Source organism: Hyphomicrobium facile (assembly GCF_900116175.1).
GTDB classification, from domain to species: Bacteria; Pseudomonadota; Alphaproteobacteria; order Rhizobiales; family Hyphomicrobiaceae; genus Hyphomicrobium_B; species Hyphomicrobium_B facile.
Genome location: NZ_FPCH01000003.1, coordinates 788,341 through 800,315, shown reverse-complemented (window position 1 = coordinate 800,315; position 11,975 = coordinate 788,341). Strand labels below are relative to the sequence as shown.

The following is an 11,975-nucleotide window of genomic DNA, read 5'->3' as shown; positions in this document are numbered from 1 at the left end:
CAATGGCTGACGAGATTTACGATCTCCTCGTGATTGGCGGCGGCATCAACGGCGCTGGAATTGCGGCCGATGCGGCGATGCGTGGCCTTTCGGTTTTCCTTGCCGAAGCGGACGACCTTGCGGGCGCAACGTCATCGGCAAGCTCCAAACTCATCCACGGCGGCCTCCGGTACCTCGAACATTTTGAATTCCGGCTCGTTCGCGAAGCATTGGCCGAGCGCGAAGTACTTCTCGCGAAAGCGCCGCACATCATCCGCCCGATGCGCTTCATCCTTCCGCAGGTCGCCGGTATGCGGCACGAGCTGATGATGCGCGCGGGACTTTTTCTTTATGATCATCTGGCCTCCCGGGAGTCCCTCGGCGCGTCGCACGCCATCGACCTGCGGCGAGATCCAGCCGGTGCACCTCTCGTTTCCGAATTGCTTCGCGGCTTCACGTACTGGGATTGCGCGGTCGACGATTCCCGTCTCGTCGTTCTGAACGCAATCGCCGCGCGCGACGCGGGAGCACGCATCGCAACGAGAACGCCCGTCACCGAATTGAAGGCCGAAGGCGGCGTCTGGAGCGCAACTCTCGGAAATTCAGGACGGCGCATTGCAGCCCGCGCCGTCGTCAATGCGGCAGGACCGTGGGTTGCGAAAGTAGCGGCCCTCGCGACCGGCCAGCGGAACGCGACACCGCCAACCGTCAGATTGGTCAAAGGCAGCCACATCACCGTGCGGCGGATTGCCGGCGCCGACGACGCATACACCTTTCAAAACCGCGATGGCCGCATCGTCTTCGCGTTGCCATTCGAAGACGCCTTCACGTTGATCGGAACGACCGAGGAAACATTCGCAGGCGATCCGCGAAATGCCAGCGCATCGCGCGAAGAAGAAGATTACCTGCTCGACGCCGCCAATCGCTTTTTCCGCGAGCCCGTCACGCGCCACGACATCGTCTGGAGTTTTGCAGGCGTGCGCCCGCTCGAGGACGACGGCAGCGAAAGCGCGTCCGCCGTAAGCCGCGATTACCGGCTCGATCTCAGCGTGAGCGATCAGCCGCCCATTCTTCACGTCGTCGGCGGCAAGATCACCACCTATCGCAAGCTCGCAGAAGCGGCGCTGAAATTACTGCGCCCGTGTTTTCCGCAAATGCAGGCGAGCCGGACACGAACGACGCCGCTGCCGGGTGGCGATCTCGGCGGCCGAACCTTCGATCATTGGTTTAAGGACTTCGCACGCGAGAACCGCGGGTTCGAGCAGAGCTCCCTTCGCAAGCTTGCCCGGCGGCACGGCGCGCGAACGTCGAAGATCATCGCCGGCGCCACGTCCGAAAAGGGCCTTGGCGAAGATTTCGGCGGCGGCCTCACCGCGCGCGAAGTCGCTTATCTGAAATCAGAAGAATGGGCGGAGACCGCAACCGACGTTCTCTGGCGGCGAACAAAGACAGGCCTGCACCTCAAAGGCGATAGCGCACGCGTCGCCGGTCGCATCCAAGCCTGTCTCGAGAAATCTTGAGCGCTTACATCAAGCGGCGGCGTTGAGCGCGAAGAGCGCACGTCGCGGGGCATACCGATTCAGCGCAAAGCAGCTGATTGGCGCTGCGAAGAGCCGCCGCGAGCGCCAGCGCACCATTCAAGGTGTCGCCGATGTCCTCGGTGCCGATCAGTGCCGCGACTGACGCCGTCAGAGCCTGCCGCTCGTTATGCTGACAGGCAGCAATGATCGAGATCGCGAGACACTCGTCACGGCAGAAACTGCGGCAACCGGCCGGCGAGATTTCGATGTCGCGCTGAGCACTGGCTTTCACCGCGCGCACGAACTTCGAAAGATCGAGAAGCAACGTCTTGGCATTATCGGGGCCGAGCATGCCCGAGAACGTGTTCCACGCATCTTCCCAGCATTTGATGTCGCCGGTCGATAGGCCGGCAAGCCAGCAGCGGAAACCGACGCCAACGAGCCGTTCCGGCGCGCGCGCGGGAAGCGGCACGACCTTGGCCGAGCGCCGCACATGTTGAACGGAGGTGTTCGATGCCGAATTAGCCATTGTTGCAAATCTCCGCCGAGAAGCGCGCGAACGATGCGCAAGAGCTGGAGCGGCAACGGGCGTCGGAATTGATGGCGCTATCGAGCGCCCACAGAGCAGCTGTCATTTCGACTCCAATAATCAGGGTTCAAGGCCCCGGTATCGGTTAGCGCCAACGATGGCGCGGGCATCGCGATGACGCCTTGCATTGAGCTAGCGCGAGGAAGATGGCCCGGTCAACCATTTGTAAGCGGCCGCGCTTACATTAGAATTTTTATAATTTTCAACTGGGTAACTGGGCGCGTTCAACAGCCGGACCGGCTACTCCATCCGCCGCGAGAAGTCGCCGAAAACGATCAGTGCGGCAGTCCCGCCTTCAGGAATGCTTTCGATCTCGAACTCGGCGCCCATCTCGCGAACGAGACGTGCGACGAGCGGCAGGCCGATACCCGTGCTGGCAGCCCACGGCGGCTGCAACTCTGCGGCCGCGGCTCTGTAGGCAGGGGAACGCGTGCCATTCATACCGCGGCCGGTGTCGCTGACGACGAGGAACACACGCCCGTCGCCGATATGGCCCGTCTCCACGCGAACATCTCCGCCGCGCGGCGTGAACTTGATCGCGTTCGTCAACAGGTTCAGCAGGATCTGGCGAAGCGCGGTCGGATTGGCGACGACGTGCGGGCGGCTTCCGTCGCTCTTGAAGTCGAGGGTCAATCCGCACGATTGCGCGAGAGCCTGCACGCTCGACACCGTCCGTTCGACGATCGCATTGAGATCGAGCGCGATGAGCCGCGCAACCGGCACGCTCGACGACCGGTCCCGGTTCAAAAGCAACGACGTAATGACGTCGAGCGCATGCGTCGCGCTTTCGTGGATGTCCGCCGCATAACTCAGATATCGCTCGTTCTTCATCTCGCCGAGCCGTTCGTCGCGCATGATCTCCGAAGCCGCGGCGATGGCCGTCAGCGGGGTTTTGAGCTCATGCGCGAGCTTCGCGAGATGATCGGCATCCATCACGATGAGCGGCTGAGGCGCGGCCTCAACCGCCGCCGCATCCGCTGCTTCCGCCGCTCGCAACGCATCGATTTCCGCGGTGACCGCCGCATACAGCGGAGCCAGATTGCGACTGCCGGAGGACGCGACCGCTGGAATTTTCTGCTCGGGATCAGGCGTCTCGGCTTCGTCGGCAACGTGAAGGAGAAGAACTTTCGAGCCCTTCTTGCCCTGCCTCGTGACCCGGCATTTCAAGCGCTTCAGGAGGCCGCTGTTCCAGAACACCAGCGTCTCGACATCGCCTTTTCGGTAATCGCCCTGAAGTGCGACCTGGGGCGCGATCTGACGCAGCTTCGCGAGGGCGGGCGTCGCGGGATCGAGCGCGATGGGAAACGACGCGTAGGGGAAAAGCCCGAGCGCGGCAGCCCCTGATGGGGTCGCACCGAGAATTTCGGCCGCCTCCGGGTCGATCGTGATGACGGCCTGCGTCGCGGGTGCGGCATCGAGCGGCGCAGGGTCATCGCGCCGGATCGGCATCGCCGGCATTGCGGGTTTAGCGGAGACCGCCATAGGGAAAATCGCCCGTTCAAAAGGCTCATGCGCAACGCACCACGATCATCTACGTGATTTGCGGGCGGCCAGAACGGCAAACGCGTGATTTTCCACTGTCTTCCGCGGCAAGAGAGGGGGCGCTCGCCGAGCACAACCCACTCAAGCATATCGAACTACAATCTCGGGTAGAAATTTAGTTCAGGCCGCGACTCAGGCGGCCTTATCGAGGACGGCGGCGCGCAGTTTCTCTGGATCTCGCTCGCCGTGGTCGGCCAGATCGAACACCATCTCAATGATGTCGTCGTCGGGAATGTTGAGCGACCGCTCGTGAGCCTCCTCGATGATGCTCTTGAGCAGGCGATGGAGGTCCTTCAGCTCGTCGGAACTATAAGGGCAAAGCGTCATGATGTTCTGCATCCCCCCGGAAACAGCGTCGTGATGAACCAGTTGGCGTACGAACGCAACGGGACCGCTCGGGTTCCCCGCGTTGCCGCTACGATCTGTAAGGGCACCCAAAAACAGGTAAACTCAAGGCGAGAGCCATAAGTCGCCCTTGACCCCTGGCTCCCGCTGTGTTGGAAACACGCGGCGTGCGCTCCCATCGGGATCGCGCTGCAGCCGGGATTCATTAAAGCGCGACGACGCGGTGATTTGCACGTGCAACGCCCCGCCCGATCGCCCTAAAATCATCCCAGGCCATTTGGCATGCCGCCTTAGCTCAGTTGGTTAGAGCGCTAGATTGTGGATCTAGAGGTCCCCGGTTCAAATCTGGGAGGCGGTACCATTCCATCCGATACTCTCCGAGCAATATTGATCTTGTCCTGGATTAGGACACGGACGCCACCACTCCACCAGTCGTGTCGATGATCAACATTCAACGTTGCACAGCAAAATCGAATCCCATGCAGAAAATGCTCGTTGCGAGACTCTAGCGACGCAATAGGATATTCAGACTACTGATAGTGAAGCGCAGACGCCGGGGGGCAACATGCGTGCAATTCCGTTTTTCACAATTTTGATATCGCCACTTCTCTTTGCATGCGCTTCGCAAAAAATTCAGCTTTCCGCGGCGCCGGGCCAGGAAGCGATCGTGCGCGATGGCATCCCATCTTTGATATCGAAGAAAAAGAACTTGGTGATGCTACGGCCAAATAATCAGCTTCTGAAAGGCAATGCGCGACCGGCGTTCACCGTAGCCGTGCGGAATCTCGAAAATAAACCGCAGACCTTAATGGAAGCGAATATCAACGCGCACCAGACGGTTGATGGCAGACAAGCTGCGCTGCGCATCTATCGATACGACGAATTGGTACGTGAAGAACAAACACGCCAAACTATTCAAGCCGTCGGCGCGGTCCTCTCGGCCACCGCACGTGGAATCAACGCAGCCAATGCCGGTTACGTCAACACGACGGGAACCGTCCGCGCGAATGGCAACTATGGAACTTACACAGCAACGACTTATGACCCGCTCAGAGCGCAAATCGCGCAGCAAAACGCGAATTACGAAACGCGCGAAGAAATCGCTGCCCTTCAGGCGCAGGGCGAGCAGAATTTATCTCAGCTCCAGAACACCATTCTGAAGGACAACACCGTGATGCCGGGCGAGTGGATCGGCGGCACTATTGTGCTTGACCAACCGGCGTACTCTGGCAGCGCGCCAAAATCCTACGCGATCACAGTCGATTTCGCCGGAGAACAACACGAATTCTTGGTTTCGCAGGTCACGAACTGAGGACCCAAGCCTCACTACCCCTGCCGCTTCTCCAGCTTCCACGCCCAACGTCCGCCGGTGCATCCCAAGCCTTCTTGCGGCTTCGGAGATATTGAAACCGGTATCCACACACGCGTCTGGTGAACGTGCCCCCATTCGAGCGTCTTGATCGACGTCGGCCGCTCGATCAGCGCGACGGCTATCGCCCTCGGCCCTGCCGAACGCTTCCTCGATATCGTCCAAGCTTCAGGGAGGCGCACGAACAAGGCGCTCTGAAGAATGTACGGTTCACCACCTCAAGATTTTCGCGATGAGCCACGGGATAAGGCCGAAAAGAGTGATGAACACTGCAATGGCGGTCGCGCCGACTTTGCCAAGGAGAGCGAGGAACGTAATCAAAAAAGCAAGATGCACTGCGAGCCGCCCCTTTTTGGGCTGTACGCTGAGTGCAGAGGATGATCCAACCGCGGCGCAAGAGATACGGAATTGTAAGGTCATCGAAAAAGCAGAAGAGACCAGACACCTCACCACGCGCTAAGGACTTCGTCGGCGAATTGCCGATGGCATGGGTCTAAAAACACTCTCGAAGAGACTCTGTCTGATCTGCTTCAAAAGCTTTCTGAGCTTCGTCTTCACCTTCGGACGGGCGTAATCGCCATTCGCTTCAGCTAATCGAATGACGGTTTCCCGGAGAACGGAAGCTAAGTCCACTTGGGAGCGATGCTGAAGATCAGTTCTTTCTTCCCGCTCCGAGCAATCGGGAAACCAGTCGCGCGAGAGTTGACCAGCAAAATATCGCTCGCTTATCTCCTGATTGATATCGCTGAACCGCGATTTGATGAGAGTGCGCTCCCCCTCGCTCATCAAGGCTTTCAACGTCCCACTTTCAGGAATGTACGTGGAAACGAGCCGCCTTATATTTTGGGCCCGGCGCCATTCAGCTTCCCCTTCATGAAATGCGGGCAAAGCGCCGTTGATGTATCTGAGGGCTTCCAGGCGTTGCACGTCGAACGACTGATTTTCATCTTCGTCAAACCGCATATCTTCGGACTTAATTCCGAGTAGCGCGCAAAAATCCTTTCGTATGTCACCGTTCTTAAGAAGCGCACGATTGTACTCTCGTACGATTAAATTCGGCTCACCGAAAACCGAGCCCCACAATTTTAGAGTTTCCAGGTGATTATAATATCGACTTTCGGGCGTGACATCATTGACGTTGAACGAGTGTCTTCCACCGTATCGGATGCCAGTCGACCAGGCAGCCAAAGCGAGTTCTGAAGGTTCCCGAATGTAGTAGACGACCTTGATCTCGTCCGCCGGTAAGGCGTTCCGTAACGCCACGAGCTGCCGCTTCTGCATTAATCTCGATGAGAAGTGCTCACAGGATAGAACGACCGCTCCCTCGGTCGCCGCGACCACCCGCGTTAGCACCCTGAGAACGAACGGAAGCGTGCGCTGACTTTTTTCACTCACGAACTCGACTTTTTCGTCGATCAAACAGGCAGCAACAGGGAGATGGGCCATGCTGGCGAAGCAAATGTTGCTTGCTTCGCAGGGGTAGTAGAAACCAGATCTCTTCAAACGCGATGCATTCCGAGTTAGGAAACTCTGCAGAGTACTTGTGCCAGTCTTTTCGCCACCGATGTGCAAAAATACTTGCTTGCTCATCGCGCTCCTCCAGTCACCCCAAGGAGAAGCTATAGGCAATTTGGCGTATCCCGAATGGCCAGGGGTCTATGATCCCCAAGTTTCCGCGTCAGACGTTTCTCACGCCCGATCGAATTGGTGATGGAGCGCGAACGCCTCACTTCACCTGCCACTTTTCCAGCTCCGTCGATGCATCCCGAGCCGCAACGCAGCATCGAAATGTTCTACTCCTCCCCAATAAATCCGCTAACGTAATATCCGGCCAACTGGGGGATGGGGGTCGCGCGTGATCGAAATTTCGACCGGTCTCAGTGAGGCATTGGTCGTCGATATCATAAATCGCAAGGGCTCGGTTGAGCACTACTACCATTTCTTGCTCGGCTTTCTTGCGCCTCTCATTCTGTGGATCACAACGCTCGGTGATAGAGCCGAAACGATTTGCGTGAGAAGCTGTGGGCCGATGGACGGACTCATCCGCGAGGTCCTGCCCCACGGCGTAAGGATACTCCCGAAGCTGGAGCATGCCCTGCTTCTGGAGAATGCGCGGGCAACCAACAATTCAAAACTGCGCGTTGAAACAATCTATGGCTTCGACAACCGCCGCTATTATGACTCGACCGCTTTCAGGTCGTTGAAACGAGAACTGGAAGCGAAATTATTCGACAGTGTGGAACACGAGAAGCGTGCGTTGCGTGATGCGTTTCCGGCCGCCGGACCACGAATAGTCTTCATCGATAGAGGCGACCCCACGCTCCTGTATTCGACAGGCGACTCCGAGATCACATGCGCAGGCCGTGACAGGCGATCGATCAAAAACTTTCCGGAATGTGCCCACTTTCTATTATCGCAAAATCTGAATTTGCTACCATGCACGTTGGAAGGAAAGTCGCTCGCGTTTCAGATGGCCCTATTCGAAACGGCCGATATCGTTATAGCTCAGCACGGGGCGGCCCTTACGAATTTGCTGTGGGCCAGTGATAACCTGGATGTCCTCGAAATCATGCCCCGCGACCGCACCCAAAAATCCGACCACTTCAGTGCTTTGGCGGGCCATCTCGGCCAGCGCTATCATCTGCTGACGCAGGGTGAAAGTCACGGACCCATCGATTGCGATATGCTGGCACGGCAGCTGTCGAAAATAATAAGCGATAAGGCGAAACCTAGAAATTCCGGCGGGCTATTCGCCCGAATTGGAAATCTATTGCGGTCGAACCGGTGATGGAGCGCTCACCCCCTCACTTCACCTGCCGCTTTTCCAGCTTCCGCGCCAGCGTCCGCCGATGCATTCCAAGCCTTCTTGCGGCTTCGGAGATATTGAAGCCGGTGTCCACCAGCGTCTGGTGAATGTGCTCCCATTCGAGCGTCTTGATCGACGTCGGCCGCTCGGTCAGCGCGACGGCGCTGTCGCCCTCGGCCCTGCCGAACGCTTCCTCGATATCGTCCGAGCTCGACGGCTTTACGAGGTAATGCCGCGCGCCGAGCTTGATCGCTTCAACCGCCGTCGCGATGCTCGCAAACCCCGTCAGTACGACGATCACCGTCGAGGGATCGTGCTCGTGTAAAGCCTCGACGCACGCGAGCCCGGATTCGCCGTTGAGCTTCAGATCGACGACCGCGTAGCCCGGCGTCCGCACATCCAAAATCGCCTCCAAGGCCTCGCGCCCCGATGCGACATCGACCACGTATTCGCGCCGCTCGAACGATCGCTTCAACGTGTTCGCGAAGGCGGCATCGTCTTCGACGATCACGAGCGTGCGATTAGTTTCCATGCGATCGCGCTCCGAGGGCCAAGGCAGCAAGCGGCAGCTTCAGCGTCACGGTTGCGCCGCCTCCATGTTCTTGGGGGCGATTGGCTGCCGAGACGCTGCCCCCGAGCTTGCGTACCACATTCACAACGAGGAACAGCCCGAGGCCGCCGCCCGGACGTCCCTTGCTTGATTGATAGGGCTTGCCGAACTGGGCGAGCATCTGCGGCGCGAACCCCGGCCCGCGATCCGAAACGCGTATGGCGAGCGCGTCCCCAATGCGTTCGACGAAAACGCCGATCCATGCGGGCGACGAATCGTAGGCGTTGTCGATCACGTTGAAGACGACCTGTTTCAGCGTCGAGTCCGACACGATCGGGAGATCCGCCCCGAACGCATTGGTGTAGTCGAGCGATGCCGGCGATCGCGCGGCGCGCCATTCTTCCACGAGTTCGTTGACGAAGGTGTTGACCGTCGTCACGCGCGGCGCTTCTCCGCGTGCTTCGCCGGCCGACAACAAGACGCCGGTCAGGATCGATTTGCAGCGCTTCACCGCTGCCTGCATCTCCTCGACCTCTTCCAGCAACTCAGGACTTGATGCGATTGCGGGCACGCGCCGCCAGTCCCCGAGAATGACCGAGAGCGATGAGAGCGGCGTACCGAGTTCATGCGCCGCGCCCGAGGCTAAAAGGCCCATGCGAACTATGTGATCTTCCTCGACAGCGTGCTGCTTCAACGCCGCGAGCCGCGCATCGCGCTCTCGAAGATTGCGCGTGATGCGCGTCACGAACACAACAAGCAAAGCTGCGTCGAGCGCAAAGCAGACGAGCATTCCAATGATATGAAGCCTGAAGAGATCGCCGAAGCCTTCCGGCACGGCGAGCGGCCTGTAATCGACGGTGAGCAGCCCGAAGCTTGCGCATGTCGCAGCAACGACGGCCCACGTCGAACGCCTGTCGAGCAGCACGGCGGCGAGCGTCACCTGCAAGAGATAGAGGAATGTGAACGGGTTCGTCGCACCGCCGCTGAAGTAGAGTTGCGCGGTCAGGGCCGCGACGTCGAACAAAAGCGCGCCGAGTAGACCGGCGTCTCCGGCTTCACGGCCGTTTCTGAGCCAGGCAAGGCTTGCGAGATTGAGTGCGATCAGGGCCGCGATGATCACGGCCATCGGCAAAAGCGGCAGGCCGATGCCGAGGACGAACTCGACGAAAACAATCGTTGCGATCTGCCCCGCGACAGCGATCCAGCGAAGCTGGATCAGCAGCAGCATGTTCTGTGTGGCGGCAGGATCACCGGCTGGTGGAGCGCCAGAAACATTCCGGGCAACGCCGCCCGCAACGCCATCTGAAACACCCGTTCTGTCTTCGTTTCCGGAGCCGGAGACTGTCTCAGTGCGGCCCAGCATGTCGCGCTAAGTCCTATGTCGCTCCGGCGGCGGAACAGACCCATCCGCCATGGAATTTTCGGTCTTACCCATGGCCTCAGATATCTGAGCCGTCCGGCGAATGCGAATTTCCTCGCGCGCAACCCGGACTACCGCCACCGCGAGCATCAACGCCAGCGTGAACCAAGTCAACGCGTAGACGAGGTGATTGTTATGGAAGGTGACCACGGTCAAGCCGCCGACAGGGAATCCGCTGGGGTTTGGCGTTGCATCCGCATCGATGAAATAGGGCGCGACGTTGGTTAGGCCCCGCGCGGACGCGATCGCTGCCACATCGCGGGAAAACCATCGGTTCTGAGCCGGATTGTTGCTCCGCAGAAAGGCGCCCTTGGGCTCGGTCAGACGAAGTAGCCCCGTCACCGTCAGGTCGCCGTCCGGCTCACCAGCACCGCGCGACGCCGGGTCCCGGCGATCCGGCGGCACGAACCCGCGATTGACGAGAACGGTGAAGCCGTCCTTGGTCTCGAGCGGCGTCACGACCCAATAGCCCGCGCCGTTGTTCGTCACGGCGGTGACGAGCGTTTCGCGATCGTTGCGGAAATGACCGGTGGTGGTGACGCGGCGATATTCGTCGGTCTTGGCGTCGATCGACGTCCAGTCGGAAGGACCAGGCGCGGCCGCCGGCTGAGAGTGAACCCGCTTCTCGACACGCTCGATAAGATCGAGCTTCCACGCACGGCGCTCGACCTGCCAGACCCCGAGCGACAACAAACCGGCGATGCCGAGAAGTCCTATGATACCGAGTACGGCAAGAGAAAACGCCGAACGCGGACGCTTCGCGCGCCCGCCGTCCTGTCCTTCGTCCTCTAATCCCCCGCGCCCCTTGGCGTCGGCATTCACGGCAGCTGGCTCGGATCCATGCCCGGCATCATGTTCGTATTCATGTGATACATGACCCACAGTGAACCGGCGAGCGTGATCACCACCATGACGACGGTGAAGATCAAGGCCATCATGGTCCAGCCGTTCTCGGAGCTCGGCGTCATGTGCAGGAAGTAGATCATGTGCACGACAATCTGGATCGCGCCAAGCACCAGGATCGCGACCGTCGTCACGTCCTTGTTGCCGAGCGTGCCGGACATCACGAGCCAAAACGGAATGGCCGTCAGGATGACAGAGAGCACGAAGCCGATCATATACCCTTTGAAGGTCGACTCGGGATGCCCGCTGTCGTGACCGTGCGAATCGTGGCCGCCGTGGCCGTGCGCGCTGTGCGAACCCGTGCTCATCGGAGCACTCCCATCAAATAGACGAAGGTGAAGACGCCGATCCACACGACGTCGAGGAAGTGCCAGAACATGCTGAGGCACAGAAGGCGCCGCTTGTTGGCTTCGATCAGGCCGAACTTCCACACCTGCACGATCAGCGTGATCATCCAGATGATGCCGAAGGTGACGTGCAGGCCGTGCGTACCGACAAGCGTGAAGAACGACGAGAGGAACGCGCTACGCTGCGGCGTCGCACCCTCGTGAATCATATGAGCGAACTCGTAGAGCTCGATGCCGAGGAAGGCGGCGCCGAAAAGCCCCGTCACCACGAGCCAGAACAGCATCGCATTCTGGTTCTTCTTCTGCATCTCGAGCACGGCGAAGCCGTAGGTGATCGACGACAGCAGCAGCATCGACGTGTTCAACGCGACGAGCGGCAGGTCGAAAAGCTCTTTCGGCGAAGGCCCGGCCGCATAGTTGGCGCCGAGAACGCCGTAAGTCGCGAACAGCACCGCGAACACGAGGCAGTCGCTCATCAGATAGAGCCAGAAGCCGAGCATGGTGCTCGAACCTTCCGGATGGTCATGCTCGTCGGCGACGTAGAAGACCGGAGCCTCTTTCGTCTCGGCAAGAGCTGCGCTCGCCGCTGTTGTCGTCGTCATCGA

General features: G+C 59.5%; 12 protein-coding genes, 1 tRNA gene and 1 pseudogene. 4 read left to right on the top strand and 10 right to left on the bottom strand.

Annotation, left to right across the window (positions count from 1 at the left end):
• The first annotated feature begins 2 nt into the window (after positions 1-2).
• Entirely contained in the window at positions 3-1,499 is a 1,497-nt protein-coding gene (gene glpD / locus BM399_RS16925) for a glycerol-3-phosphate dehydrogenase (protein WP_092869176.1), read from the top strand.
• Positions 1,500-1,503: 4 nt separating this feature from the next.
• Here the strand turns inward: glpD and BM399_RS16920 are convergent, their stop codons facing one another.
• From BM399_RS16920 to BM399_RS16910, 3 genes are all read right to left on the bottom strand, one after another.
• Positions 1,504-2,028, bottom strand: a complete 525-nt coding sequence (locus tag BM399_RS16920) for a hypothetical protein (protein WP_092868892.1) — start codon at positions 2,026-2,028, stop codon at positions 1,504-1,506.
• A gap of 300 nt (positions 2,029-2,328) precedes the next feature.
• Positions 2,329-3,570: a sensor histidine kinase gene (locus BM399_RS16915; protein WP_092868891.1), complete on the bottom strand. Its 1,242-nt coding sequence runs from the start codon at positions 3,568-3,570 to the stop codon at positions 2,329-2,331.
• A gap of 192 nt (positions 3,571-3,762) precedes the next feature.
• The gene (locus BM399_RS16910) at positions 3,763-3,957 is read right to left on the bottom strand and encodes a hypothetical protein (RefSeq protein ID WP_143117849.1); all 195 of its coding nucleotides are present in this window, start codon (positions 3,955-3,957) and stop codon (positions 3,763-3,765) included.
• Between the two features lie 302 nt (positions 3,958-4,259).
• Between BM399_RS16910 and BM399_RS16905 the strand changes: the two genes are divergently transcribed.
• Positions 4,260-4,336, top strand: a tRNA-His gene (locus BM399_RS16905).
• Positions 4,337-4,540: 204 nt separating this feature from the next.
• Positions 4,541-5,287 (top strand): hypothetical protein, encoded by a 747-nt coding sequence (locus BM399_RS21415; RefSeq protein ID WP_244531319.1) that lies wholly within the window; start codon positions 4,541-4,543, stop codon positions 5,285-5,287.
• Positions 5,288-5,301: 14 nt separating this feature from the next.
• On the opposite strand, the pseudogene BM399_RS21410 reads toward BM399_RS21415, so the two are convergent.
• Together BM399_RS21410 and BM399_RS16890 are read right to left on the bottom strand one after the other, a co-directional pair.
• Positions 5,302-5,506: pseudogene (locus BM399_RS21410) on the bottom strand (helix-turn-helix domain-containing protein); the annotation flags it as partial.
• Between the two features lie 294 nt (positions 5,507-5,800).
• The gene (locus BM399_RS16890; protein WP_092868888.1) at positions 5,801-6,934 is read right to left on the bottom strand and encodes a hypothetical protein; all 1,134 of its coding nucleotides are present in this window, start codon (positions 6,932-6,934) and stop codon (positions 5,801-5,803) included.
• A 265-nt stretch (positions 6,935-7,199) separates the two neighbouring features.
• On the opposite strand from BM399_RS16890, the gene BM399_RS16885 reads away from it, so the two are divergent.
• Positions 7,200-8,132, top strand: coding sequence for a glycosyltransferase 61 family protein (locus tag BM399_RS16885; protein WP_177228193.1), 933 nt, complete (start codon positions 7,200-7,202; stop codon positions 8,130-8,132).
• Between the two features lie 16 nt (positions 8,133-8,148).
• Here the strand turns inward: BM399_RS16885 and BM399_RS16880 are convergent, their stop codons facing one another.
• The 5 genes from BM399_RS16880 to cyoC form a co-directional block, all read right to left on the bottom strand.
• Positions 8,149-8,682 carry a response regulator transcription factor gene (locus BM399_RS16880; protein WP_092868886.1) on the bottom strand — a complete coding sequence of 178 codons (534 nt, stop codon included), beginning with the start codon at positions 8,680-8,682 and terminating at the stop codon, positions 8,149-8,151.
• Positions 8,672-9,928: an ATP-binding protein gene (locus tag BM399_RS16875; RefSeq protein ID WP_092869175.1), complete on the bottom strand. Its 1,257-nt coding sequence runs from the start codon at positions 9,926-9,928 to the stop codon at positions 8,672-8,674. The genes BM399_RS16880 and BM399_RS16875 overlap by 11 nt, the downstream gene beginning before the upstream one ends.
• A gap of 141 nt (positions 9,929-10,069) precedes the next feature.
• Complete coding sequence (locus tag BM399_RS16870) at positions 10,070-10,942, bottom strand: SURF1 family protein (protein ID WP_092868885.1); 873 nt, start codon at positions 10,940-10,942, stop codon at positions 10,070-10,072.
• On the bottom strand, positions 10,939-11,331 hold the full coding sequence (gene cyoD, locus BM399_RS16865; RefSeq protein ID WP_092868884.1) for a cytochrome o ubiquinol oxidase subunit IV: 393 nt from the start codon (positions 11,329-11,331) through the stop codon (positions 10,939-10,941). Before cyoD ends, BM399_RS16870 begins: the two co-directional genes overlap by 4 nt.
• Complete coding sequence (gene cyoC, locus BM399_RS16860; RefSeq protein WP_092868883.1) at positions 11,328-11,972, bottom strand: cytochrome o ubiquinol oxidase subunit III; 645 nt, start codon at positions 11,970-11,972, stop codon at positions 11,328-11,330. Before cyoC ends, cyoD begins: the two co-directional genes overlap by 4 nt.
• Positions 11,973-11,975 lie beyond the last annotated feature (3 nt).